Source organism: Azonexus sp. MM2026_4, from assembly GCF_055901855.1.
The window spans coordinates 2,683,037-2,708,414 of record NZ_CM148380.1; the positions used below are offsets into that span (position 1 = coordinate 2,683,037).

Consider the following 25,378-nt stretch of genomic DNA (forward strand, 5'->3'; position numbering starts at 1 on the left):
GAAGGGCTAGTTGCTGTTGCGGGTCGCCAGGGTATCGCCGGGGACGAAATTCCATTCCCGGGCGAACGACAGCACCGTCGCGCCATCCATCGCCTCGCGCGGGATCGGCCCGAACGGCGCCGCCATGCGCAGGATGCGCAGGGCCGCTTCGTCGAGCAGCTTGTGCCCGGACGATCGGGAGATTTCGACGTTGTACAGGCTGCCGTCGTTGACCCGCAATTCGACGAAGATGACCACCTTGCCGTAGAGCTTGCCGCGCGCCGCTTCCGGGTAATTGAGCGTGCCGATGCGCTCGATCTTCTGTTTCCAGGCGTCGAAATACGGCGCCAGACGGTACTCCTTGGTACGCGCGCCGATGAACTTCTTCTGCGGCCGCTTGTTGTATTCCTCGATCGATTTGGCGATCTCGCCTTCGAGACGGGCCATCGCCCGCGCCGTGTCGGCGAGGTCGGTACCGGTCAGCTGCGGCGTCGGCTCGGGTTGTTCGCTGCGTGTTTCGGCGGCCGCGACGCGGGCGAGATTGGCCGCCTGGGTCAGCATCTTGTGTTGCGCCGCCTCGAGTTCGCGGACCCGGCGCCGCATCTGCTGCATGTCCTCGCCGCTGGATTGCTGCTCGGTCGGCGGCAAGGGCGTCTTGGCGCGCAGGTTTTCGTCGGTATTGCCGCCGCCGTCGAGATTCGCCTGCGCCAGCGCCTGCGCATCGCTGGGCGGGCGCTGAGCGCCGGCATTGACCAGGATGATGTCGAGCGCCTTTTCGCGGGCAACCCGGGAGGCTTCCGGAAACGCGAAATGCAGGCTGAGCAGCACCCCGTGCAACAGCACGGAAATGCCGATCGCCAGCCATAGGCGACGATCGCCGCGCGGGGTCGTCAGCGGGCGGAGCTGGCGGGTCACGCGGCCTCCTCCTCCGGGAGCGCAGCGTCATCGGCGACGTCAAGCAGGCCGACGAAACGCAGCGCCACTTCCGGCCGCAGCAGGTCGATCTCCTCGATCGCCAGGTGCAAACGCTGACCGGGCGGCAGATCGGCGGGTACCGAGGCGACCCGCGCCAGCAGCGGCAGGTGGTCGAGCTTGACCATCTGCTCGCGGCGCAGGGTGGCATCGATTTCGGCGATGCCGTGCTGTTGCAGCCAGCGCAGGCACCAGTAGCGTTCCATCAGGCGCTGGAACTCGGCGTAGGCGGCGTAGGTCAGCTCGAAATCGCGCATCGCCGCGAACAGCTCGGCCGACTTCTGCGGGAAGGGCGGCGGCGTTTCCCGCAGACAGGCGATCAACTGCCATTGATTGACCAGGTCGCAGTAGCGGCGCAGCGGCGAAGTCATCCAGGCGTACTGCGGCACCCCGAGGCCTTCGTGCGGCAGCGGCGAGGTGGTCATGCGCACCTTGCCCTGGGTCTGCGCGCGGTACAGGCAGGCGATGTTGTTCTCGGCGAGCAGGCCGCCCCAGGTCGAGTTGGCGACGATCATCAACTCGGCGACCAGCTTGTCGAGCGGACTGCCGCGCTTGCGTTCGCTGATGTCGACGCTGCAGGTTTCCGGGTCGGCGAGGTCGCCGGCGATCGCGAAGTTGTAGTCGTTCACGCCCTGCATCGCCGACGGCTTGCCGCGCCGGCCTTCGCAGGCGTTGGCGAAGTGCCAGAGGTGAAGCAGCTCGCGGGCGAAGGGCTTGTCGGGCAGCGCGGCAGCGACCGTCTCGCTGTTGAACCAGGGCTCGACATCGTGGTGACGCAGGTTCTCGGCGATGTGCACGCGTTCGATGCAGGATTCATGCGCCAGCACTTCGTACTGCTCGTTGACCGTCAGGTAGAGCGATATCGCCGGACAATCGGTGCCGCCGGCCAGCGTGTAATTCTGGACCACGGCGTCGGGCAGCATGGTGATCTTGTTGCCGGGCATGTACACGGTCGACAGCCGGGCGCGGGCAACGCCGTCGAGCGGCGAACCGTGTTCGATGGCCAACCCCGGCGCCGCGATGTGGATGCCGATACGGCTGCCGATGCCGGGCAACCAGGTGACCGACAGCGCGTCGTCGATCTCGGTGGTGTTGGCGTCGTCGATCGAGAAGGCACGCACCTCGGCGCGCGCCAGGTCGACCGGCAGCGGCGGCGCGTCGAGCACCGGGAAACCCGTACCGCGGGGGAACTGCTCGTGCAGGAAACGCTTGTAGTGCAGGTGGTAGGGCGACTTGATGGCGCCGCATTTGAACAGGAGCTGAGCAGCAGAAAGGCCGGTTTCGGCGCAGGCCGTCTCGAAGGCCTTGGTTTCCGGCTTGTTGCGGTCCGGCGCGTAGAGCAGCGCGTCGGTCAGCACGGCGATCTCCGGCGGCAGACGGAATTCCTTCAGCTCGGCGAGCCAGCCTTCCATCGCCAGCGCTTGCTGACGCTTCTTTTCAAGATTGGCCAGAGCAGCTGCGAGAATGTCGGCGGGCGCCTTGCGGAAGCGGCCCTTGCCCTTGCGGTGGAAATAGACGGGCGCAGCGTGCAGGGCAAGCAGCACCGCCGTCGCTTCGACCGGCGCGGGGTCGTGTCCGTAGTAATCACGGGCAAAATCCAGAAACGAAAATTCGCCATCGCTGACACACTCCCAGAGGAAATCCGCCTCGATCTCTGCGGCAAGCGGCGTCGCCTGTTCGAGCAGGGCACCGGCCGCCGGCTGGGCAAAGCGCAGCAGGATGCTGGCCGCCTTGATCTTGCTGCGTTTGCCGGAGGGCATTTCGACCTGCAACGAGCTGTCGTTGTCGGCCAGGATGCTGCCCGCCTTGAAACCGCCATCTTCTTCAAACAATACGTTCATCGGCGGATTATAACCCGGCAAATTCAATGAGTTGCGGCATCAATTCGGGAAACCGCGTGAAGCTGTGGTCGCCGCCTTCGTAGACGCTTTGCCGGCAACCGAACCAGTGCGCCTGGGCGGCGCGGTAATCGAGCACTTCATCGCCCGTTTCCAGCAGCAGCCAGAGCTGTGCCGGGTCGGGCCGGGCTACCTGGGCGGCGAGTTGCGCCGCGTGCTCGACGGTGAACACGAAACGCTCGCCGCTGTGGAAATTGGCATGTTCGCCGATGAACTGCTCCGCCGACAGCGCGCTGACCACCGCCGGATTGATCAGCGCCGCCGGCAGTCCGAACTTCGCCGCCAGATAGCTGGCGTAATGGCCGCCCAGCGACGAGCCGATCAGCGTCACTGGGCACCCGGCACTTTCGAGAAAGCGCGACAGGTCGGCAACCGCCTGCGCCGGAACTGGCGACAACGCCGGACAGACGAAGTGCGCCGCCAGACCGCGGCGGGCCATTTCCTCGCCGAGCAGGCGGGCCTTCCACGACGCCGGCGACGAACAGAAGCCGTGCAGGTAGAGGATCAGGCCGTCCATTCGACCCAGCCCATCTCCGCGGTGAGCAGGACGATCACGCCGAAGACGATGCGATACCAGGCGAACACCGTGAAGTCGTGGTTGGACACGTAGCGCAGCAAGGCCTTGACGGTGAGCATCGCGGCGACGAAGGAGGCCAGGAAACCGACGGCGAAGACCGGCAGGTCCGCCATGTGCAGCAGCGACCAGTTCTTGTACACGTCATAGACGGTGGCGGCGAACATGGTTGGGATGGCGAGGAAAAAGGAGAATTCGGTCGCCGTCTTGCGCGACAGACCGAAGATCAGACCGCCCATGATCGTCGCCCCGGAGCGTGAGGTCCCCGGGAACATCGCCATCGCCTGCGCGAAACCGACCTTCAGTGCATCCGGCCAGCGCATGTCGTCGACGCTGTTGACGCGCGGATGGTAAGCCTTGCGCTCGATGTAAAGAATCAGGAAACCGCCGACGATCAGCGCCCCGGCAACACTCAAGGGATTGAACAGGTAAGTCTTGATCGTGCTGTGAAACAGCAGGCCGAGGATGGCGGCGGGCAGGAAGCCAAGCAGCAGCAGGCTGGCAAAACGCTGCTGCACCGGATCGCTGCCCAGTCCGCCCAAGGCCTTGCCGATCCGTTCACGGAAATCCCAGCAGACCGCAAGGATGGCACCGAGCTGGATGACGATCTTGAACACCTTGCTCTGTTCGTTGGTGTAGTCGAGCAGGCTGCCGACGATGATCAGGTGGCCGGTCGAGGAAATCGGCAGGAATTCGGTCAGCCCCTCGACGATACCGAGGAACAGGGCTTTGAGGAGGAGAATCGGGTCCATGGGGGGAAGCGCTATGACAAGAGCGCGCATTTTACCCCTGCGGGCGCGTCGCCGCCTCCAAATCGGCCAGCCATTGCAGCGCCTGTACAGGGGTTTCGCCGCACATTTCCGCCGAGGCTTGCAAGCCGGCGCAGCAGGCGGGTCGCTCCGGCCGGCCGAATATCCGGCAACGCCGGTCGGCATCGAGATGCGCACAGGGCACGCCCGCCGGTTTGTCGAGCGAGGAAATCGACGGCGCGATGCAGCAGGCAGCGCAGCCGGGACGGCAGACAGCACTCATCGCGCTGGCGGATTTTCCGCCGGCAACTGCTGCCGCAGCATGTGTTCAGCCAGGGTCGTGTACAGCGACTTGGAAAACATCCGGGACACCGCCGAGGCAATCAGCGCGGTCGCCATCAGGCCGATCACCAGCGAGTAGCCATCGACCATCTCCATGACGATGATGAAGGCGGTGATCGGCGCCTGCGTTGCGGCGGCCAGGAAACCGACCATGCAGAGGACGACGATGGTGGTTGGGAAAGCCTGGCCGTCGAGGACAGGCACCAGATCCTGGCCGATGCCGGCGCCGATCGCCAGGGACGGCGCGAAAATCCCGCCGGGCAGGCCACTGAGGTAGGAAACGACGGTAGCGACGAATTTGGTCGGCCCGAAATACCACGGCAGATCGGCTTGACCGATCAGATGAGCCTTGGTCTCGGCGAACCCGCTGCCCCAGGTGACACCGCCCGTCACCCAGCCCAGGGCGGCGAGCAGCAGGCCACAGCAAGCGACGAAGAGATAGGGATGGCGGTTGCGCAAGGTCGCCAGCGAGCCCTTCCAGGCGGTGGCAGAGACGATCAGCATGCGGGCAAAAAGACCGCCGGCGACGCCGGTGACGATGGCGCAGGTGAGAATGGTCGTCAGCAGTTCGCCGCTCTCGCCGAATACCACGACGCGACCGAAGTAGTTGTCGCTGCCCAGAAAATGCTGGGCGATCACGCCGGCCAGCACGATCGCCGCGATGACCACACCACTCAGGCGCGATTCTACGGAACGCGACAGTTCCTCGATGGCGAAGACGATTCCCGCCAGCGGGGCATTGAAGGCGGCAGCGATGCCGGCGGCGCCGCCGGCGACCAGCAGGTGCTGGCGGTGGATGCGCAAGGTTGCCGGCATGAAGCGTCCGGCGGCTGCCATCAGACTGGCGCCGACCTGCACCGTCGGCCCCTCGCGCCCGAAAGAGAAGCCGCTGCCCACCGCGGCGACGCCGAGCAGGATCTTGCCGACGGCAATCCGCAACGACACCAGCGGCTTCCAGCCCGGGACGGCGGGCCGCTTCATCTCCGCGATCACCTGCGGGATGCCGCTCCCCTGGGCGCCGGGAAAGAAGTTGCGGGTCGCCCAGAGCAGGGCAACGCCGGCCAGCGGCGTGACGGCGAAAGGCAGCCAGGGATACAGTGCCGCCCAGTGGGCAAAGCTCTCGCCAGCGCCGTCGCTGAGTAGCGCGAAAGCCACGGCGGCCAGCCCGACGACGATGCCGCAGCCCCAGAAAACCAGTTGACCGAGCCAGATTCGGACTTGCGCCAGCAGATAGTTCTGGTTGGCGCGGATGTAGGTTTGCGCACGGACGAACCTGTCTTCCAGGAAACTGCGCATTTTTCCGGTCAGGCCCGCTGTTTTTGCGGCATCGTCAGCCACCGCAGCGCTCCGTACCCTGACGGACGATCGAGCGCCCAAAACGAAATGAAGAACAATCCATGGCGGCATTTTGACAGGATTCGTCAGCCGGACACAGCCCAGTCTGGCAAATGCGTCGGGCGTACCGGCAGCAAGAAATAAAAAAGCAGCCCGAAGGCTGCTCTTTGTGCAGGATACGTCGCCGTATCAGTGGGTATGCTTGCGCAGACGCTGAATCGCCTGCAACTGGGCAATGGCTTCGGCCAACTCGGCCTCCGCTGCGGCGTAGTCCATCTCCGCCTGACGATTGGCCAGTGCTTCCTCGGCGCGCTTCTTGGCTTCCAGTGCCTTGGCCTCGTCGAGGTCATGGGCACGAATCGCGGTATCCGCCAACACGGTGATCATGTTGGGCTGGACTTCCAGCATGCCGCCGGAGACATACACCAGTTCGAACTCGCTTTGTTCCGGCACCTTGAGACGAATGGTGCCGGGCTTGATGCGGGTCAACAGCGGGGTATGTTGCGGCAGGATGCCGAGTTCCCCGGCTTCGCCGGGGAACACTGCGATTTCCACCAGGCCGGAGAAAATCGATTCTTCGGCACTGACGACATCACAATGAACGGTCATAACCATTACTGGCTCCTATGCTGAGGCCGCATTACTGCAGCGTCTTCGCCTTTTCGACAGCTTCTTCGATGCCGCCGACCATGTAGAAGGCCTGTTCCGGCAGGTGATCGTATTCGCCGCTGACGATGCCCTTGAAGCCCTTGATCGTATCCTTGAGCGGAACGAACTTGCCCGGGGAACCGGTGAACACTTCGGCAACGTGGAAGGGCTGCGACAGGAAGCGCTGAATCTTGCGGGCGCGGCTGACGGCCAGCTTGTCTTCCGGCGACAGTTCGTCCATGCCCAGAATCGCGATGATGTCGCGCAGTTCCTTGTAGCGCTGCAGGTTCATCTGCACGGCACGGGCGACCGAGTAGTGCTCTTCGCCGACGATCTGCGGATCGAGCTGGCGGGAAGTGGAGTCGAGCGGATCGACGGCCGGGTAGATACCCAGCGAGGCGATGTCACGCGACAGCACGACCGTGGAGTCCAAGTGCAGGAAGGTGGTGGCCGGCGACGGGTCGGTCAAGTCATCGGCAGGCACATATACGGCCTGGATCGAGGTGATCGAGCCAACCTTGGTCGAGGTGATACGCTCTTGCAGACGGCCCATTTCTTCAGCCAGCGTCGGCTGATAGCCCACGGCGGAAGGCATACGGCCGAGCAGTGCGGACACTTCGGTACCGGCCAGCGTGTAGCGATAGATGTTGTCGACGAAGAACAGAATGTCACGACCATCATCACGGAAACGTTCGGCCATGGTCAGACCGGTCAGCGCGACGCGCAGACGGTTGCCCGGGGGTTCGTTCATCTGACCGAACACCATCGCGACCTTGTCGAGAACGTTGGAGTCCTTCATTTCATGATAGAAGTCGTTACCTTCGCGGGTACGCTCACCAACGCCGGCAAACACGGACAGACCCGAGTGTTGCTTGGCGATGTTGTTGATCAGCTCCATCATGTTGACGGTCTTGCCGACGCCGGCGCCGCCGAACAGACCGACCTTGCCGCCCTTGGCAAACGGACAGATGAGGTCGATAACCTTGATGCCGGTTTCGAGCAGATCGACGGAAGACGACAGTTCGTCGAACTTCGGCGCGGCGGCGTGGATTTCACGCAGCTCGTTGCTGTCGATCGGGCCAGCTTCGTCGATCGGACGGCCAAGCACGTCCATGATGCGACCCAGCGTGCCCATGCCGACCGGCACCGAGATGCCGGCACCGGTGTTGTTAACCTTCATGCCGCGGCGCAGGCCGTCGGATGAACCCATGGCGATGGTACGGACGACGCCGTCACCCAGTTGCTGCTGCACTTCGAAGGTCAGGCCGGCTTCAACCATGCCGTTTTCTTCGGAGGCGTCGAGCTTGAGTGCGTCGTAGACCTTCGGCATCGCGTCGCGCGGGAAGTGGATGTCCACAACTGCGCCGATACACTGAACGATGGAACCTTGACTCATATTCAAATCCCCAATAATTAAAAGCTGCGCGCAGGCGTCAGACTGCGGCGGCGCCGCTGACGATTTCCGAGAGTTCCTTGGTAATCGCGGCCTGACGGGCCTTGTTATAGACCAGCTTCAATTCACCGATGACGTTCTTGGCGTTATCGGAAGCAGACTTCATGGCGACCATCCGGGCAGACTGCTCGGAGGCCATGTTTTCAGCCACGGCCTGGTAAATCAAAGCTTCGACATAGCGGATCAACAGATCGTCGATAACTGGCTGGGCTTCCGGCTCGTAGACATAGTCCCAACCCGGCTGATGATCGGTCTTGACGATATCGTCAGCCAGCGGGAGCAGTTTTTCGAAAACCGGTTCCTGCTTCATCGTGTTGATGAAGCGGGTGTAGCCGATGTACAGCGCGTCGATTTCGCCCTTCATGTAGGCGTCGAGCTGAACCTTGAGCGGGCCGATCAGCTTTTCCAGGTGCGGGGTGTCACCCAGCGCGACGACGTGCGAAACGATCTTCGCGCCGGCGCGTTGCATGAAACCCAGCCCCTTGTTGCCAATGCAGGTTGCCTGGAACTTGATCTGCTGGCTGTCGAGTTCCTTCATCTTGCCCAGAACCAGGCGCAGGACGTTGGAGTTCAGACCGCCGCAAAGACCCTTGTCGGAAGTGACGAGGACAATGCCGATCGCCTTCTGCTCGCGCTTCTCGAGGAAGGGGTGCTTGTACTCGGTCAGCGCATGCGACAAGTTGCTGGCCACGCGCCGGATCTTCTCGCCGTAGGGGCGGGCGGCCCGCATCCGGTCCTGCGCCTTGCGCATTTTGGATGCAGCCACCATCTCCATGGCCTTGGTGATCTTGCGCGTATTTTCTACGCTCTTGATCTTGTTGCGAATTTCCTTGCCGCTAGGCATGGCGTTCTCCTAAGATCAGGCCCAGGTGCTCTTGAAAGCCTGGATGCCGGCAGCCAGCGCCTTTTCGGTATCACCGCTCAGGTCGGCCGACGATTCCATGGTGTTCATGACTTCGCCGTGATTGGCCTTGAGGTAGCTGATCATGGCCTTTTCGCATTCCAGCGCGCGCTTGACTTCGACGTCGTCGAAGTAGCCCTTGTCGGCAGCGTAAAGGGTAACGGCCATCTCGGAGATGCTCATCGGTGCGTATTGCGGCTGCTTCATCAGTTCCGTGACCAGACGGCCGCGTTCCAGCTGCTTGCGGGTCGCTTCGTCGAGGTCGGAGGCGAACTGGGCGAAGGCCGCGAGTTCGCGGTACTGGGCCAGGGCCAGACGGACACCGCCGCCGAGCTTCTTGATCAGCTTGGTCTGAGCAGCGCCACCGACGCGCGACACCGAGATACCGGCGTTGATCGCGGGACGGATACCGGCGTTGAAGAGGTCGGTTTCCAGGAAGATCTGACCGTCGGTGATCGAGATCACGTTGGTCGGAACGAAAGCGGAAACGTCACCGGCTTGCGTTTCGATGACCGGCAGTGCGGTCAGCGAACCGCTCTTGCCCGTCACGGCGCCGTTGGTGAAACGCTCGACCCAGGCTTCGGAAACGCGGGCAGCACGTTCCAGCAGACGGGAGTGGAGGTAGAAGACGTCGCCCGGGTAAGCTTCACGGCCCGGCGGACGGCGCAGCAGCAGGGAAACCTGACGGTAGCCCCAAGCTTGCTTGGTCAGATCGTCGTAGATGATCAGGGCATCTTGACCGCGGTCACGGAAGTATTCGCCCATCGAGCAGCCGGCGTACGGGGCCAGGTACTGCAGCGCGGCCGATTCCGAAGCGGAGGCAGCGACGACGATGGTGTATTCCATGGCGCCGTGCTCTTCGAGCTTGCGCACGACGTTGGCGATGGTGGAGGCCTTCTGGCCGATAGCGACATAAACGCAGAAGAGGTTCTTGCCCTTCTGGTTGATGATCGCATCGACAGCGACGGCGGTCTTGCCGGTCTGGCGGTCGCCGATGATCAGTTCGCGCTGGCCACGGCCAACCGGAACCATCGAGTCGACGCACTTCAGACCGGTCTGCACCGGCTGCGAAACCGACTTACGCCAGATGACGCCAGGGGCGACCTTTTCCAGCTTGTCGGTTTCCTTGGCGTTGATCGGGCCCTTGCCGTCGATCGGCTGACCGAGGGTGTTGACCACACGGCCGAGCAGTTCCGGACCCACCGGCACTTCCAGGATGCGGCCGGTCGTCTTGACCGTGTCGCCTTCGGAGATGTGCTCGTATTCGCCCAGGATGACGGCGCCGACGGAGTCGCGCTCGAGGTTGAGTGCCATGCCGATGGTGTTGCCGGGGAATTCCAGCATTTCACCTTGCATGACGTCCTGCAAGCCATGCACGCGGCAGATACCGTCGGTGACGGAAACCACGGTGCCCTGCGTACGCACTTCCGATGCGCCTTGCAGGTTCTGGATCTTGCTCTTGATCAGTTCAGAAATTTCGGAAGGATTCAACTGCATGAAAATCTCCTAGTTGTTCAGTGCCACGGCCATCGCGTCAAGCTTGCCGCGGACTGAAGCATCCAGCATCTGGTCACCGACGGTAACCCGCACACCACCGATCAGGCTCGCATCGACTTCGACGCGGGCGGTCAGGCGGGTTCCGAAACGCGGCTCCAGTTGCTGCAGCAGAGCAGCGACCTGGGCGTCGTCAATCGGGAATGCGGAATACACCACCGCCTCCTGGACCCCTTCTTCCTGGCTGCGCGCCAGATCGAAAAGCCGGGAAACCTCCGGCAGGAGTGCGAGACGCCGGTTTTCTGCGAGGGTACGAACAAAATTGGCGAGAATCGGGTCGCTGTCATCAGACAGCGAAATGAACAATTCTGCAATCTGTTCAGCGGAGAGCCGGGGATTGCCCATGACCTGAGCCATGTCCCCGTCCTGGGCGATCAGCGCCAGCCTTTGCAGGCGCTGCGACCAGATGCCCTGGGCCCCGCCTTCCTTGGCCAGCATGAAAGCGGCGTCGGCGTAGGGGCGAGCGATGGTGACGGATTCAGCCATAAGCGTTACAGATCCTGTTTGATCGTGGCCAGAATGTCGGAATGAGCCTGGGCGTTGATCTCGCGGCGCAGAATCTGCTCGGCACCGGTGACCACCAGGGCAGCGACCTGTTCGCGCAGCTGTTCCTTGGCACGGACGGCCTCCTGTTCGATTTCGGCCTTGGCACCGGCGACGATGCGGTCGGCTTCGACCTTGGCATTCGCCTTGGCTTCCTCGATCAGTTGGGCGCCGCGCTTTTCAGCGTTGGCGATCAGTTCGGCAGCCTTTTCCTTGCCTTCACGGAGGGCATCCGTGGAGCGCTTGGTGGCCAGTTCAAGATCCTGCTTGCCGCGTTCAGCAGCAGCCAGACCATCCGCGATCTTCTTCGCACGCTCGTCGAGCGCCTTCACAATGGGGGGCCACACGAATTGCATCGTGAACCACGCCAGAATGAAGAACACAACGAGCTGTGCAAACAACGTTGCGTTCAGATTCACGGTGTTAGTCCTCTTCTAAAGGGTTGATCGGAAGAGGAGTAATTAACCTGCGACCAGTTGGAACGGGTTGGCAAAGGCGAACATCATGGCGATACCGACGCCAATCAGGAATGCGGCGTCGATCAGACCGGCCAGCAGGAACATCTTGGTCTGCAGGGCGTTCATCAGTTCCGGCTGACGAGCCGAAGCTTCAATGTACTTGCCGCCCATCAGGCCGATACCGATACAGGCACCGATAGCACCCAGACCAATGATCAGGCCGGCAGCCAGAGCAACAAAACCGAGAACGTGTTCCATGACAACTCCTTGCTAGTTTAAGTAATGAAAAGATAAAGCGAAAACAGGGTTACTACAGGAAAATCTGTTGGGTGAGTCTTAGTGTGCTTCGTGAGCCTGACCGATGTACACCAGGGTCAGCATCATGAAGATGAAAGCCTGCAGGGCAACGATCAGAATGTGGAAGATAGCCCAGATCGAACCGGACAGGATGTGTCCGATGAACAGGAAAACACCGGTGGTGGTCCCCGCCCAGGCGGCACCCATGAGGGCGATCAGCATGAACACCAGTTCGCCGGCGTACATGTTGCCGAACAACCGCATGCCGTGCGAAACGGTCTTGGCCAGGAACTCGATCATCTGCATCGCGAAGTTGATCGGGTAGAGCAGCGGATGGCTGCCGAAAGGCGCCGTGAAGAGTTCGTGCATCCAGCCACCGAAACCCTTGATCTTGACGTTGTAGTAGAGGCAGACGAGCAGGACGCCGATCGACATGCCCAGCGTGCCGTTCAGGTCGGCGGTCGGCACCACGCGCAGGTAGGCGTGGGGATTGCCGGTAGCAGTCTGCCAGATGGTCGGCAGCAGGTCGAGCGGCAGGAAGTCCATCGAGTTCATCAGGAAGATCCAGATGAAGACGGTCAGCGCCAGCGGACCGACAGCCTTGCGCGACTCGGCGCTATGGACGATGCCCTTGGCCTGTTCATTGACCATTTCGAGAACGATTTCGACGGCAGCCTGCATGCGCCCCGGCACGCCCGAGGTCACGCTCTTGGCGACGCGCCACATGACGAAGAGGCCGAGAACGCCCATCAATACGGAAAAAACCACCGTATCGAGGTTGATGACGCTGAAGTCGATGATGCTCTTCTGCGCGTGACCCGTGCTGTTGAGATGGGTCAGGTGGTGAACGATATATTCGCCGGCGGTGGGCGCGTTCGCTGCTGCTTCGTGGCCTGCTGTAGACATGATCAGGATTTCTTCCAAAACGCAATAAAACCAGCATGTAAAACAATCGCCAGACCAATCAGCAAGCTGGGCCAGTGCATCCCGGGATACCCCTTGATGGCGATTGCCAATAATCCTATGGTGGCGCCAATCTTCAGGAATTCGCCGACAAAGAAGTTCGCAGCGTAGGACGCCCCCGCGCGATTCTTCAACATCGTCAGCCGGACAGCAAAGAACAGGTTGGGCACGATAGCAGCCACAGCTGCAATCCCAACCGAAACCAGCCCCCGGGTTCCCACGATAGCACCAGCCGCGATCGCTGTTATCAATGCTGCACCAAGTTGCAGGTATATCGCTTTCAACATGGTGTCACGCAATCGCTGACCGGCTTAGCCACACAGACCTAAATGATACAAGACTTCAAAAAATAGCGTCAATGAAAAATAAGGGTTTACCGCAATCTAAGTTCCCTGACGCAACTTGCCGAGGATGCCTTCGAGCTGGTCGAGATTGCCGAATTCGATAGTCACCTTGCCCGCTCCCTTCTTGTTGCTGCGGATGGCGACGGCCGCCCCGACAGCATCCGAGATTTCTTCCTGCAGACGCACCAGGTCGCGATCGACGGCCGGCGCCGACGTTTTTTTCGGCGGATTGACGATCTGCTGCACCAGTCGCTCGGTCTCGCGGACGGTCAGTTCCTTCTGCACCACCCGCTGCGCCACCGCCACCTGTTGCGCGCCGGGCAGGGGCAGCAGGGCGCGGGCGTGACCCATGTCGAGCTTGCCGCTCATCAGCAGTTCCTGGACCGGCGCCGACAACTGCAGCAGGCGCATCAGGTTGGACGCTGCCGGACGCGAGCGGCCGACGGCGTCGGCGGCTTGCTGATGGGTGAGGCCGAATTCCTGGATCAGGCGCTGCAGGCCTTGCGCTTCTTCGAGCGGATTGAGGTTTTCGCGCTGGATGTTCTCGATCAGCGCCATCGCCAGCGCCTGCTCGTCGGGTATCGTCCGCACCAGCACCGGGACTTCACCGAGGCCGGCCTGCTGCGCCGCCCGCCAGCGCCGTTCGCCGGCGACGATCTCGTAGCGCTCGGCGCCCGGCGTCCTGTCTACGGCACGCACCAGGATCGGCTGCATCACGCCTTGAGCCTTGATCGAGCTTGCCAGTTCGGCGAGCGATTCCGGGTCCATCTGGGTGCGCGGCTGGTACTTGCCGGGCTTCAGGCGATCAACCGGCAGGTTGCGCAATTCGTCCTCGGGTTTCGCATCGCTGCCGGCAAGCAGCGCGTCGAGGCCGCGGCCGAGTCCCTTCATCTTGATCATTTGGCGACCCTTTCGAGAATTTCGCGGGCAAGCGAGGTGTAGGCCTGCGCCCCCTTGGAGTTTTTGTCAAAGGCATTGACCGGCTTGCCGTACGACGGCGCCTCGGCGAGCCGGACGTTGCGCGGCACGATGGTCTGGTAGACCTTGCTGCCGAAGTGGCTTTCGAGTTCGTTGGAGACCTGCTGGGTCAGCGTGCTCTGGCCGTTGTACATGGTGCGCAGCAGGCCCTCGATTTCGAGCCGGGAATTGAGGTGGTGGCGCACCTTGCGCAGCGTCTCGACGAGATCGGAGAGACCTTCCAGCGCGTAGTACTCGCACTGCATCGGGATCAGCACCGAATCGGCGGCAACCAGCGCGTTGACGGTCAGCATGTTGAGCGCCGGCGGGCAGTCGATGAGGACGAAATCGTATTCGTCGTGATTCTGGGCCAGCGCTTCCTTGAGCCGGTATTCGCGCCGGTCGAGTTCGATCAACTCGACTTCGGCACCGGCCAGTTCGCGGTTGGCGGGCAGGATGTCGAAGTCAAAATCGGTCTTGATGCAGACTTCGAGCAGGGAAGCGGCGCCGATCAGCAACTGATAGACGGTCGGCAACGCCTCCTTCTTGGTGATGCCCGAACCGGTCGTCGCGTTGCCCTGCGGATCCATGTCGATCAGCAGCACGCGCTGACCTTCGGCACCGAGCGAGGCGGCGAGGTTGACGGCGGTGGTCGTCTTGCCGACGCCGCCCTTCTGGTTGGTGATGGCGAGTACTTTCATTGGCCCGCTTTCAGGATGATCAGGTGTCTGTCGGCGTCCAGCCCGGGCACGGCCAAGGGGACGATGCGGTCGACGACGATGTCGGCCGGCAGGGCGGCGATTTCCGCGTCGGGGCGGACGCCCTTCATCGCCAGCCAGCGACCGCCGGGGGCCAGCAGGTGGCGGGTGAGTTCAACGAAAAGTTTGAGTTCGGCAAAGGCACGCGAACTGATCTGCGCGTACTGGCCGCCCAGCTCCTCGACCCGCGCATGATCGACCGCGACGTTCTTCAGGCCGAGCTGGATCGCCGCCTGCTGCAGGAAGGTCGCCTTCTTCTGCACGGTATCGACCATGCGCACGGAAAGCTGCGGGCGGGCGATGGCCAGCGGGATGCCGGGCAGGCCGCCGCCGGAACCGACGTCGAGCAGGGCGCCGTCATTGACGTAGGGCAGGATCGCCAGCGAATCGAGCAGATGATGCGAGATCGCCTGCGCCGGATCGCGCAGCGCGGTCAGGTTGTAGGTCTTGTTCCACTTCAGCAGCAGGTCGCGGAAGGCGAGCAGTTGCTGCTGCGCGGCGTCGGGCAGGTCGATGCCGAGTGCGGCGAGACCTTCCGGAAGGGTGATCGCGCTCATGCCGCCCGCGACAGGTTGAGGCGCTTCAGGTGGATCAGCAGCAGCGAAATCGCCGCCGGCGTGATGCCCTGAATGCGCGACGCCTGGCCGATGGTCTGCGGCCGGTGCTGCTGCAGCTTCTGGCGGACCTCGTTGGACAGACCGGCGACCGTCGCGTAATCGAGATCGACCGGCAGTTCGGTGCTTTCGTAGCTGGCCGACTTCGCCACTTCTTCGGCCTGGCGGTCGATGTAGCCCTGGTACTTGGCGGCAATCTCAAGTTGCTCGATCACCGCCGCGTCGATTTCCGGCGCCGCCGGCAAGACGCCGTCGATCGGCAGCGAGACCAGTTCGCGCCAGACCACCTCCGGCCGCCGCAGCAGCTCGAACAGGCTGTATTCGTGCTCGATCGGCTTGCCCAGCACGCGCTGGCAGTCGTCGGCGGCGACGATCTTCGGATTGATCCAGGTCGTCTTCAGCCGCTCCTGTTCGGCGGCGATCGCGTCGCGTTTGCGGCAGAAGGCCGCCCAGCGCACGTCGTCGACCAGGCCGAGTGCGCGGCCCTGCTCGGTCAGGCGCAAGTCGGCGTTGTCCTCGCGCAGGCTCAGGCGGTACTCGGCGCGGCTGGTGAACATCCGGTAAGGATCGGCGACACCGCGCGTCACCAGGTCGTCGACCATCACGCCGAGGTAGGCCTCGTTGCGCTTCGGACACCAGCCAGCCTCGCCGCGCCCGTGACGCACCGCGTTGATGCCGGCGAGCAGGCCCTGCGCCGCCGCTTCCTCGTAACCGGTGGTGCCGTTGATCTGACCGGCGAAGAAAAGGCCGCTGATCGCCTTGCTCTCCAGCGTGTCCTTGAGTCCGCGCGGATCGTAGAAGTCGTATTCGATGGCGTAGCCGGGACGCAGGATGTGGCAGTTTTCCAGGCCACGGATCGAGCGCACCAGCGCCAGCTGGATGTCGAAGGGCAGACTGGTGGAAATCCCGTTCGGGTAGATCTCGTGCGTCCCCAGGCCTTCCGGTTCGAGGAAGACGTGGTGACTGGTCTTGTCGGCGAAGCGATGGATCTTGTCTTCGATCGACGGGCAGTAGCGCGGACCGACCCCCTCGATGACCCCGGTGTACATCGGCGAGCGGTCAAGCCCGCCGCGGATGATCTCATGCGTGCGCTCGTTGGTCTCGGTGATCCAGCACGGCAACTGGCGCGGATGCTGGGCGGCGTTGCCGAGGAAGGAGAAGACCGGCAGCGGATCGTCCGAGTGCTGCTCCTCCATCACCGAGAAATCGATCGTCTTGCCGTCCAGGCGCGCCGGCGTCCCGGTCTTCAGGCGCCCTTGCGGCAACTGCAGTTCCTGCAGGCGGCTGGCCAGCGAAACCGACGCCGGATCGCCCATGCGACCGCCGGTGTAGTTCTCCAGCCCGACGTGGATCTTGCCGTTGAGGAAAGTGCCGGCGGTGAGGACGACGGCGTCGGCCATGAAACGGATGCCCAACTGGGTGATTGCGCCGCAGACTCGGTCGCCGTCAACGATCAGGTCGTCGACGGCCTGCGCAAAAAGGGTCAGCTTGGGCTGGTTTTCCAGCCGCGAGCGGATCGCCTGGCGGTACAGCACGCGGTCGGCCTGGGCGCGCGTCGCGCGTACCGCCGGGCCTTTCGACGCATTGAGGATGCGGAACTGGATGCCGGCTTCGTCGGTCGCCGCCGCCATCGCGCCGCCCAGCGCATCGACCTCGCGCACCAGATGGCCCTTGCCGATGCCGCCGATCGACGGGTTGCAGCTCATCGCCCCCAGGGTTTCGAGGTTGTGCGTCAGCAACAGCGTGGCCGCACCGGCCCGCGCCGCGGCAAGCGCGGCCTCGGTGCCGGCGTGACCGCCGCCGACGACGATGACATCGAAACGGGTGGGATAAAGCATGGGGAAAGGGTATGTTGCGGCGCAGTATGGGACCGGCGATTTTACGTCAGGCAACTGGAAAAACACAGACTTAAGCACGCCGGCCGACGACAACACGAGGTTCGGCTTGCCGTCGTCGGCCTTCTACAGTAATTTTCCGGAAATGAATCGAAAAACCGCCGGCAACGGAAGTCCGCTCGACGACGAGGAAATGCTGCTCGTCCTCCAGCATTCTCTGACCAAGAAACGCGTCCTGCTCATCGACCGCCACCCGCCGGCGCGCGACGCGCTACGCCTGATGCTCGGCGCACTCGGCGTGACCGCCGTGCATGGCGCCGGCAATTCGGCCGAAGTGATCCGCCAGGTCAAGGCCAACCGGTTCGACATCATCCTCTCCGACTTCGTCCTCGACGATGGCCGCGACGGCCAGCAACTGCTCGAGGAACTGCGCTACGCCCACCTGATCCCGCTGGCGACGGTGTACATGATCATCACCAGCGAGCGCGGCTACACCAATGTCGTCGCCCTCGCCGAACTGGCCCCCGACGACTACCTGATCAAGCCCTTCACCGCCGAGCAACTGCAGGGACGCCTGGTCCGTGCCATCTACAAGAAACACGTCCTGCGCAAGATCTACGAACACATCGAAGCCAGCGAACTGCTGGAAGCGATTGCCGCCTGCGACCGCGTCATCCAGCAGCAACCGCTCTACATGTACGACGCGCTGCGCTTCAAGGGCGAACTGCTGCACCAGCTGGGCCGCCCCCGGGAGGCCGAAGAGGTCTATCGGCGCGTGCTCGAAGGCCGCGTCGTGCCCTGGGCAAAAATGGGCCTGGCCACCGCACTGCGCGACCGCGACGCACTCGACGAAGCAAAGCAGCTCGCCGAGCAGGTGCTGCTCGAATCCCCGGAGTTTCTCTCCGCCTACGACTTCCTGGCCTCGGTTCACGAGGCCCAGGGCCGCCTCCAGGAAGCGCAGCAGGTCCTGCAGCGGGCTGCCGACGCCTCGCCGCACAACACGGTGCGGCAGCGTCTGGTCGGCGACGTCGCCGCCCGCAACAAGGATTTCCTGGTCGCCGAAAAAGCTTACGGCAAGGTGATGGAACGCAGCCGGGGATCGACGCTGCGCAGCGTCAACGACTTCGCCAACCTGTCGCGCGTCCTCGTCGAACGCGGCGATGTCGAAGCCTCGCGGCGCATCGTCGGCGAAATGAAGCGCGAACTGCGCGGCGACAAACAGGCGACGCTTGCCGCGCTGGTCGTCGAAAGCCTTTGCCTCGAACGCGAGGGAGCGCCGGCCAAGGCCTCCCAACTGATCGATCAGGCACTGGAAATGCAGCAGGAGCTGAGCACCGAAGCCGCCGAAAAAGGCCGCCCGGTATCGCAACGTCTCGCCGTCGATCTCGCCCACGCCTGCATCGCCACCGGCAAGCAAAGCGACGCCGAGCGCATCATGCGCCAGGTCGCCGCCGAGAACAACGACGACAACCATCTGCTCGGCCACATCCACAACGTGTTCGAGAAAACCGGCCAGGCCGACACCGGCAAGGCGCTGCTCGCCGAAGTCAGCAAGGAAATCGTCCGCCTCAACAACGAAGGCGTGATGGGCGCGCGCGCCGGCAATTTCGAGGAATCGGTCAGGTTGCTGATGCAGGCCGCGGACCAGATGCCCAACCTGCAGTTCCTGGTCAACGCGGCAAAGGCCATCTACACCCTGCTCGACAAGCGCGGCTGGAACGACGATCTCGCCCAACGCGCCGGGGAATACCTGGCGCGCGCCCAGCAGAAGGACCGCAAGAGCCCGAAAGTCGTGTCGGCCCGGCAGATGCAGCTCGCCGTAGCCAAGAAATACGGTGTCGGACCGGAGGTCTGAGACATCTCGTACCGGGAGCGGCGTGATAAAGTCGCCGTCTTTCCCACCACGGACCCTGCCATGTTCTCTGGAATCGTCGCGGCCGTCGGCCGCATCACCGAACTCACGCCGCGCGAAGTCGGCTACCGTCTGACCGTAGACGCCGGCAAGCTGGACATCAGCGACCTCGCCATCGGCGACTCGATGGCCCATAACGGCGTCTGCCTCACCGTCGTCGCCAAGACGGGCAACTGCTTCATGGTCGACGTTTCGCCGGAAACCCTGTCCTGCACCGTCGGCCTCGACGCCCCCGGCCCGGTCAACCTGGAAAAGGCGCTGCGCCTGGCCGACGTCATCGGCGGTCACCTCGTTTCCGGCCACGTCGACGGCGTCGGCGAGGTGCTGCGCTTCGATGCCGTCGGTGACAACCGACTGCTCGAAATCCGCGCCCCGCAAGACATTGCCAAGTACATTGCGCGCAAGGGATCGGTCGCCGTCGATGGCACCAGCCTGACCACCAACGAGGTCAAGGGCACCGACTTCACCATCAACCTGATCCCGCACACGCTGGAAAACACCACGCTCAACCGCCTGCAACCGGGCAGCAAGGTCAATCTCGAAGTCAACCTGATCGCCCGCTACTGCGAACGCCTGCTCAGCGCCGACCACGCCGGCTGACCCCGATGCGCGCCGCCGCGAGCCTCCTGGCGGCCGCCCTGCTCGCCGGTTGCGCCGGCGGCGGGCCGCTCCCCGCCAGTCTCACCGTCGCCGAACTCGAACAGCGCCTCGGCCCGCCAGCCATGCGCTGGACCGAGGCGGACGGCGGCGAAACCCTGGCCTACCCGGAAGGACCGCTCGGCTACCGGACCTGGTTCGTGCGCAGCGACGGCGACGGCCGCGTCATCGCCCGCGACAACGTGCTGGTCGCCGCGCAGTTCGCGAAAATCCGGCCGCAGATGAGCGAGAAAGAAGTCCTCCGCCTGTTCGGACCGCCGGTCCCGCACTGGACCACCTACTTCGAAGCACGCGACGAGCTGGTCTGGGAATGGCGCTATTGCGACGACTGGAACGAACCCGCCCGCTTCGACGTCATGTTCGACGGCAGCACCCGGCGCGTCCGCTCGACCTACGCCGCCTCCGAAGATTTGCGCGGCCTCGGCGGATTCGGCGACTTCCGCGGCTGGTGCAGTCGCTGAAACGATTTCCGCGGCGCCCTTGAAAAAGCCCCCGGCCGCCCCCATAATCCAGAGCATGGTTGTAATTCCGGCAATCTGGAGGCGTTCTGGACAGGGGTTCGATTCCCCTCACCTCCACCCAAGGACATTCCAAGAGTGTCCTTGCGATGGGGGTGTACTGGTTTCGACAGGGCGGACAAAGGTGCGCAGGCAACTCGAAAGGCGACGGACGTAATCCGCGCAAATCCATAATTGCCAACGATGAGCAATTCGCTATTGCCGCCTAAAAACGGATAGCCGGGGCTGCTGAAGCCTTGTTACCAAAGACAGCCGGCGGGGACTTCGGTCCCCGTCGTCACGTTTACGACCGGCGTTCAGCCGGCGTAATGGAAGCTGCGCGTGGCATGGACACCGACGACGCGCGCCGGGTTGAGGACGCCGCTGCGCTCCAGTTGCTTGATCACCCGCGACACCGTCTCGAAGCGCAGGTCGGTGATGTCGGCGATGGCCTGGCGGGTCGGCAGCACCACCTGCCCGTCGCCCTCGACCAGCAGCCGGACCAGCGCCAGGATGCGGTCGACCGCCTGACCTCCGCGCAGCGCCACCACTTCGGCCGCCCGCTGCTGGGCGCGGGCCAGCGTGGCGAGCAGGGACTCGCCGGCCAGCCCGGCCTCGCCCTCCGGCCAGGGGACGATTTCGCAATCGGTCAGAGCGCTCGCCGAGAAGGTATAAACGCCGAACAGCAGGGTTTCGCAACCGACGATGTCGTTGCCGATGGCCAGGCTGGCGAAGCGCTCGCCGCCCGCCTGCGGGCTGTCGAGGCGTAGCACGCCGCGGCGCAGACGCCAGGCCACCCCTTCGTCGCCGGCGCGGTAGAGACTGGCGCCGCAGTCGAGACGACGCGGTCCGGCGACAGCCGGCGTCTGGCGATCGATCCTGAACAAGCCCATCTTTCACTCCTTCGCAAACGACAAGACCCCGGTCGGAATCGACCGGGGTCATTTCAAGCGGACATCTCAGAACTTGATGTTGATGCCGGCATACAGCGACCGTCCCATGCCGGGCACCGGGTTGCCCCAGCCGATCATGCCGTCGGCCACCGGCGGATTCATCGACATCGTCCGTCCCTGGCCCAGATAAGCGCCGCCCAACGGCATCTCGTAGTAGCGGTCGAACAGGTTTTCGATCCCGAAGTCGAGACGGACCTGCTTCCAGGTGTGGCTCAGGCGCAGATTGACCAGCCCGTAACCTGACGTCTTGACCTCGTTGCGCATGTCGGACACCTTGTTCTTCGCCGCCACGCCGACCACTTCCAGCGCGTTGTCCCAGCCAGCCAGCTTCTGGGTCAGCGTCAGGGTCGCGTTGAGCGGCATGATGTTGTAGAGATCGTCGCCGGTCTTGCGGTTCTTGCCACGCGTGTAGCTGAGCACGCCCTTCAGGCCGAACTGGCCGAAACCGGTGCTGGCCAGCGGCGTCTTGCCGGACAGGTCGAGACCATAGAGACGAGCCGACTGGTTGGCATAGCGCAGCACCGTGAACTGGTCGGTGAGGAGCGTGCTGCGCGGCGCGTTGGTGGCGGCGTTCCACTGGACGGCGTCGATGTAGTCGTCGACATGCGTGTAGTACGGCGTCAGCTTGAGTTCGCGGCTGCGCTCGGCGTTGTGCCAGTCGAAGGTGGTCGACAGCGTGTAGGCCTTCTCCGGATCGAGATCGGGGTTGCCGACGTAACCGTTGCCGTCGCCGACGTAGTTGTTCATCGTCGCCGCCATCGGCCAGGTCGACCACGGATAGGCCTCGTACAGACCGGGCGAGCGCGTCTTGCGCGCGAAACCGACGTCGATGTCGAGCGAGCTGCTGGCCGCGTAGCGGGCGAGCGCCGTGAAATCCCAGTTGTTGTCGTGGCGCGAACGGTCGCTGGCATTGAAGCGCGCGGCATCGGCGCTGGTCATGCCGAAGCTGCCCGGCGGCGCCGGGTCAACGTCGTAGCCGCGCACCTTGCCGGCATCCATCGTCACCCGCTCGAAACGCAGGCCCAGCGAGGTCGTCCAGCGTTCGCCGCGACGGCTTTCCCATTCGGCGAACAAGGCACTGCGGTCGCGCTGGCCGTCGTTGATATTGACGAAGGTCCCCGGCCCCATGCCGCCGCCGGATGCCGGCCACCAGTCGTCGAGGCGGTATTTCTGCAGTTCGCCACCGACGCGCAGCAGATCCTTGCTGCCGAGCCGCACATCGGCCTTCAGGCTGGCGCCGGTGGTCTTGCTCGCGGTCTTCATCGGCATCCCGGCGGCGCAGGTACCGGCCGGATCGCCGGCGTAGCGGATCGGCGTACAGGGGGAACCATCGACGCCGCCTGAATTCGAGCCGTACCAGTAGCGTTTGTCGTCGCCGAAGTCCATGAAATGATCGACGCTCTCGTGGTAGACGCGGGCCTCCATGCGACCCCAGTCGTAGTCGCCGAGCCAGCGCAGGTTGATGCGTTTCTGTTCGTTGTCGAGCAGGTCCATGCGCTGGTTGGGGTAGAGCTGCTCGGGCATGTCCTGGTAACCGAGCTTGGCTTCGAACAGGTGGTTGGCGTTGCGGAAGGCCAGGCCGAGGGTGTGGTTGCCGGTCCGGTAGCTGGTCGAGCCGACTTCGTCGCGGTCGAGGCGGTGACCAGCGCGACCGGTGGCGGTGTAGTTCTTGAAGTTGCTGCCGGCGCTGTAGTTGTCGGCGGCGCTGTAGGCGCCGGTGTAGCTCAGGCTGAGGTTGTCGCTGGCGACGGTGGCGCTGGCGTTGACGCCGCGGGCGTCGTTGTTGCTGCGGTAGAAGGCGCCGACTTCGCCCTTGACCAGGCGCTCGCCCGGGGCGGCGAATTCCGGCGCCCGCGTCTCGGCGACGATGCTGCCGCCGATGCTGTCGCCGCCGACGCTGACCGGGCTGATCCCGGCATAGACGGTAAGCGCGCCGACCTGGCTCGGATCGAGATAGGAAAGCGCCGGGTTCATGTGATTGGGGCAGGCGGCGATGAAGTCCATGCCATCGACCTTGATGCGCAGGCGGTCGTCGGCCAGGCCATGGATCGCCGGCAGGCTGGAAACGGCCCCGGCACCGTAGAAGCTGACGCCGGGCACGTCCTGCAACAGGCCGGCGACATCGCTGCTGCGCGCGCCCTGGCGGCGGAAGGCTGCGGCGTCGAGTTGAGTGGTGCTGCCGGCGCTCTTGTCGCGCTCGGCGCTGACGGTGATTTCACCGAGGGTCTGCGCCGTTGCGGGAAGGCTCAGGGCGAGCGAAGAAAAGGCAAAGCCGATGGCCGCCGCCAGCGGCCGGACAGGAAAGGACATGCAAACCCCCGATTATTTTTTGATGGACGACAAGGGGGCGATTGTCGGCAAGGAAGTTGCCCACGGGAATGTGACAAATCGTCGCACCCCTGCGGCAAACGGCGCCGCGACGCCGTTTCCGGGGCCGCCGGCTCAGGCGTTGAGCTTTTCCAGCGCCTCTCGCAAGCGGGCCGGCTCGTCCAGACGCAGCATCTTGCGCACGTTGGGCGCCAGCTCGGCGAGTTCCGATTTGAGGACGCGGCTCTTGACCTTGAGGATCTGCGACGGATGCATCGAGAAAATGCGCAGCCCCATGCCGAGCAGCAGGCGGGTCAGCTTGGGGTCGCCGGCCATTTCGCCGCATACCGAGACCGGCACGCCGGCCTTCTCGGCGCTGGAAATGGTATGCGCCAGCAGCATCAGCACCGCCGGGTGCAGCGGGTCGTAGAGCGCGGCGACCTGCTCGTCGGAACGGTCGATGGCCAGCGTGTACTGGATCAGGTCGTTGGTGCCGATCGACAGGAAATCGAGACGGCGCAGGAAGATGCCGACGGCCAGCGCGGCGGCGGGAATCTCGATCATGCCACCGACCTGGATGTGCTCGTCGAAGACGATCTTCTCGCCGCGCAGGCTGGATTTGGCCTGTTCGACGGCGGCCAGCGTCTGGTCGATCTCGTGCGCGTGCGCCAGCATCGGGATCAGCAGCTTGATCGGCCCGAAGCGCGAGGCGCGCAGGATCGCCCGCAACTGGGTCTGGAACATCTTCGGCTCGGCCAGCGACAGGCGGATCGCCCGCCGGCCGAGCGCCGGGTTGGTCTTGACGCGGTCGCCGGCGGTGGCCTCCGGCTTGATGTCCTTGTCGGCGCCGAGGTCGAAGGTACGGATGGTCACCGGCCGACCGCCCATGCCCTTGACCACCTTTTTGTAGGCATCGAACTGCTCCTGCTCGTCGGGCATGTCGCCGCGGTCGAGGAAGAGGAACTCGGTACGGAACAGGCCGACGCCCTCGGCACCGCCGTCGAGCGCGTCGGGCACGTCGCCGGGCAGTTCGATGTTGGCGTGCAGCGCCACCTCGATGCCGTCGATGGTCTGCGTCGGCGCGCTGCGCAGTTGTCGCAGCTTGGTCTTTTCGAGTTCGATCTGCTCGGCGCGCAAGCGGTATTCGTCGAGCACGCGCGCGTCGGGATTGACGATGACGACGCCGCGCAGGCCGTCGACGATCAGTTGCTCGCCATCGCGAATCAGCGCGCGGGCGTTTTCCAGGCCGAGCACGGCGGGAATCGCCATGCTGCGGGCGAGGATCGCCGTGTGCGAGGTGGCGCCGCCGACGTCGGTGATGAAGGAAGCGAAGCGGTGGTCCTTGAAGGCGATGGTATCGGCCGGCGACAGGTCGTGGGCGACGACGATCAGCGATTCTTCCTTGGTCTGCTTGCCGGCCTTCAGCGAGGCGCGCCCGGGATGGCCGAGCAGTTCCTTGATCACCCGCTCGACCACCTGGATGACGTCGAAACGGCGCTCGCGCAGGTAGATGTCGTCGAACTGCTCGAACTGCCCGACCAGGTGCTCCATCTGCTGGACCAGCGCCCACTCGGCATTGCAGCGACGCTCGCGGATGATCTCGCGCGGCTTGCCGACCAGTTCGTTGTCCTCGAGGAACATCGTGTGGATGTCGATGAAGGCGCCCAGTTCGGCCGGCGCGTGCTCGGCGTGCTCGCGCATCTGCACCAGTTCCTGCTTGACCGCCGCGACGGCGGCGTCGAAACGGGCGATTTCCTTGTCCACCAGACGCGGCGCCAGCGTCAGGTGCGACACCTCCAGCGTCGCGTGCGACATCAGCATCGCGCGGCCGATGGCGATGCCGGTGGAAACGCCCAGTCCGTGCAGGATGAAGCTCAT

The 25,378-nt window shown here is 64.0% G+C and carries 25 protein-coding genes and 1 other RNA gene; 4 read left to right on the forward strand and 22 right to left on the reverse strand.

Annotation, left to right across the window (positions count from 1 at the left end):
• Positions 1–6: 6 nt before the first annotated feature.
• The 19 genes from AC0KWY_RS12595 to mnmG all read right to left on the reverse strand — a co-directional run bounded on the left by AC0KWY_RS12595 (position 7) and on the right by mnmG (position 17,177).
• Positions 7–894, reverse strand: coding sequence for an energy transducer TonB (locus AC0KWY_RS12595; protein ID WP_474025840.1), 888 nt, complete (start codon positions 892–894; stop codon positions 7–9).
• Positions 891–2,792, reverse strand: coding sequence for a ribonuclease catalytic domain-containing protein (locus AC0KWY_RS12600; protein WP_474025841.1), 1,902 nt, complete (start codon positions 2,790–2,792; stop codon positions 891–893). Before AC0KWY_RS12600 ends, AC0KWY_RS12595 begins: the two co-directional genes overlap by 4 nt.
• A 7-nt stretch (positions 2,793–2,799) precedes the next feature.
• Positions 2,800–3,366, reverse strand: coding sequence for a YqiA/YcfP family alpha/beta fold hydrolase (locus AC0KWY_RS12605; protein WP_474025842.1), 567 nt, complete (start codon positions 3,364–3,366; stop codon positions 2,800–2,802).
• The gene (locus tag AC0KWY_RS12610) at positions 3,354–4,175 is read right to left on the reverse strand and encodes an undecaprenyl-diphosphate phosphatase (protein WP_474025843.1); all 822 of its coding nucleotides are present in this window, start codon (positions 4,173–4,175) and stop codon (positions 3,354–3,356) included. The genes AC0KWY_RS12605 and AC0KWY_RS12610 overlap by 13 nt, the downstream gene beginning before the upstream one ends.
• Before the next feature lie 31 nt (positions 4,176–4,206).
• A complete protein-coding gene (locus AC0KWY_RS12615) occupies positions 4,207–4,455 on the reverse strand; it encodes a YkgJ family cysteine cluster protein (protein WP_474025844.1) in 249 nt (82 codons plus the stop codon).
• Positions 4,452–5,810 carry a chloride channel protein gene (locus tag AC0KWY_RS12620; RefSeq protein WP_474025845.1) on the reverse strand — a complete coding sequence of 453 codons (1,359 nt, stop codon included), beginning with the start codon at positions 5,808–5,810 and terminating at the stop codon, positions 4,452–4,454. The genes AC0KWY_RS12615 and AC0KWY_RS12620 overlap by 4 nt, the downstream gene beginning before the upstream one ends.
• Before the next feature lie 228 nt (positions 5,811–6,038).
• On the reverse strand, positions 6,039–6,464 hold the full coding sequence (locus AC0KWY_RS12625; protein WP_474025846.1) for a F0F1 ATP synthase subunit epsilon: 426 nt from the start codon (positions 6,462–6,464) through the stop codon (positions 6,039–6,041).
• Between the two features lie 25 nt (positions 6,465–6,489).
• Positions 6,490–7,893, reverse strand: a complete 1,404-nt coding sequence (atpD, locus tag AC0KWY_RS12630) for a F0F1 ATP synthase subunit beta (protein ID WP_474025848.1) — start codon at positions 7,891–7,893, stop codon at positions 6,490–6,492.
• Between the two features lie 37 nt (positions 7,894–7,930).
• Complete coding sequence (gene atpG / locus AC0KWY_RS12635) at positions 7,931–8,794, reverse strand: F0F1 ATP synthase subunit gamma (RefSeq protein ID WP_474025849.1); 864 nt, start codon at positions 8,792–8,794, stop codon at positions 7,931–7,933.
• Between the two features lie 15 nt (positions 8,795–8,809).
• A complete protein-coding gene (gene atpA / locus AC0KWY_RS12640; RefSeq protein WP_474025850.1) occupies positions 8,810–10,348 on the reverse strand; it encodes a F0F1 ATP synthase subunit alpha in 1,539 nt (512 codons plus the stop codon).
• A gap of 9 nt (positions 10,349–10,357) precedes the next feature.
• A complete protein-coding gene (locus AC0KWY_RS12645; RefSeq protein ID WP_474025851.1) occupies positions 10,358–10,891 on the reverse strand; it encodes a F0F1 ATP synthase subunit delta in 534 nt (177 codons plus the stop codon).
• Positions 10,892–10,896: 5 nt separating this feature from the next.
• Positions 10,897–11,367 (reverse strand): F0F1 ATP synthase subunit B, encoded by a 471-nt coding sequence (locus AC0KWY_RS12650; RefSeq protein ID WP_374325118.1) that lies wholly within the window; start codon positions 11,365–11,367, stop codon positions 10,897–10,899.
• Between the two features lie 42 nt (positions 11,368–11,409).
• Positions 11,410–11,664 carry a F0F1 ATP synthase subunit C gene (gene atpE, locus AC0KWY_RS12655; RefSeq protein WP_076097435.1) on the reverse strand — a complete coding sequence of 85 codons (255 nt, stop codon included), beginning with the start codon at positions 11,662–11,664 and terminating at the stop codon, positions 11,410–11,412.
• Between the two features lie 78 nt (positions 11,665–11,742).
• The gene (gene atpB, locus AC0KWY_RS12660) at positions 11,743–12,609 is read right to left on the reverse strand and encodes a F0F1 ATP synthase subunit A (protein WP_474025852.1); all 867 of its coding nucleotides are present in this window, start codon (positions 12,607–12,609) and stop codon (positions 11,743–11,745) included.
• Between the two features lie 2 nt (positions 12,610–12,611).
• Positions 12,612–12,953 (reverse strand): ATP synthase subunit I, encoded by a 342-nt coding sequence (locus AC0KWY_RS12665; RefSeq protein WP_474025853.1) that lies wholly within the window; start codon positions 12,951–12,953, stop codon positions 12,612–12,614.
• 96 nt (positions 12,954–13,049) lie between these two features.
• Positions 13,050–13,910 carry a ParB/RepB/Spo0J family partition protein gene (locus AC0KWY_RS12670; RefSeq protein ID WP_474025854.1) on the reverse strand — a complete coding sequence of 287 codons (861 nt, stop codon included), beginning with the start codon at positions 13,908–13,910 and terminating at the stop codon, positions 13,050–13,052.
• A complete protein-coding gene (locus tag AC0KWY_RS12675; protein ID WP_474025855.1) occupies positions 13,907–14,668 on the reverse strand; it encodes a ParA family protein in 762 nt (253 codons plus the stop codon). The genes AC0KWY_RS12670 and AC0KWY_RS12675 overlap by 4 nt, the downstream gene beginning before the upstream one ends.
• Positions 14,665–15,282, reverse strand: coding sequence for a 16S rRNA (guanine(527)-N(7))-methyltransferase RsmG (gene rsmG / locus AC0KWY_RS12680; protein WP_474025856.1), 618 nt, complete (start codon positions 15,280–15,282; stop codon positions 14,665–14,667). The genes AC0KWY_RS12675 and rsmG overlap by 4 nt, the downstream gene beginning before the upstream one ends.
• Positions 15,279–17,177, reverse strand: a complete 1,899-nt coding sequence (gene mnmG / locus AC0KWY_RS12685) for a tRNA uridine-5-carboxymethylaminomethyl(34) synthesis enzyme MnmG (RefSeq protein WP_474025857.1) — start codon at positions 17,175–17,177, stop codon at positions 15,279–15,281. Before mnmG ends, rsmG begins: the two co-directional genes overlap by 4 nt.
• Before the next feature lie 142 nt (positions 17,178–17,319).
• Between mnmG and AC0KWY_RS12690 the strand changes: the two genes are divergently transcribed.
• The 4 genes from AC0KWY_RS12690 (at position 17,320) to ssrA (ending at position 20,541) form a co-directional block, all read left to right on the forward strand.
• Positions 17,320–19,029 carry a response regulator gene (locus tag AC0KWY_RS12690; protein ID WP_474025858.1) on the forward strand — a complete coding sequence of 570 codons (1,710 nt, stop codon included), beginning with the start codon at positions 17,320–17,322 and terminating at the stop codon, positions 19,027–19,029.
• Between the two features lie 60 nt (positions 19,030–19,089).
• Positions 19,090–19,686, forward strand: coding sequence for a riboflavin synthase (locus AC0KWY_RS12695; protein WP_474025859.1), 597 nt, complete (start codon positions 19,090–19,092; stop codon positions 19,684–19,686).
• Between the two features lie 5 nt (positions 19,687–19,691).
• A complete protein-coding gene (locus AC0KWY_RS12700) occupies positions 19,692–20,204 on the forward strand; it encodes a hypothetical protein (protein WP_474025860.1) in 513 nt (170 codons plus the stop codon).
• Between the two features lie 5 nt (positions 20,205–20,209).
• Positions 20,210–20,541: a transfer-messenger RNA gene (ssrA, locus tag AC0KWY_RS12705) on the forward strand.
• A gap of 16 nt (positions 20,542–20,557) precedes the next feature.
• On the opposite strand, the gene AC0KWY_RS12710 is transcribed toward ssrA, so the two are convergent.
• The 3 genes from AC0KWY_RS12710 to ptsP all read right to left on the reverse strand — a co-directional run bounded on the left by AC0KWY_RS12710 (position 20,558) and on the right by ptsP (position 25,378).
• Positions 20,558–21,133 (reverse strand): Crp/Fnr family transcriptional regulator, encoded by a 576-nt coding sequence (locus AC0KWY_RS12710; RefSeq protein WP_474025861.1) that lies wholly within the window; start codon positions 21,131–21,133, stop codon positions 20,558–20,560.
• Between the two features lie 66 nt (positions 21,134–21,199).
• Positions 21,200–23,503, reverse strand: coding sequence for a TonB-dependent receptor plug domain-containing protein (locus tag AC0KWY_RS12715; protein ID WP_474025862.1), 2,304 nt, complete (start codon positions 23,501–23,503; stop codon positions 21,200–21,202).
• A gap of 132 nt (positions 23,504–23,635) precedes the next feature.
• The gene (ptsP, locus tag AC0KWY_RS12720; protein ID WP_474025863.1) at positions 23,636–25,378 is read right to left on the reverse strand and encodes a phosphoenolpyruvate--protein phosphotransferase; all 1,743 of its coding nucleotides are present in this window, start codon (positions 25,376–25,378) and stop codon (positions 23,636–23,638) included.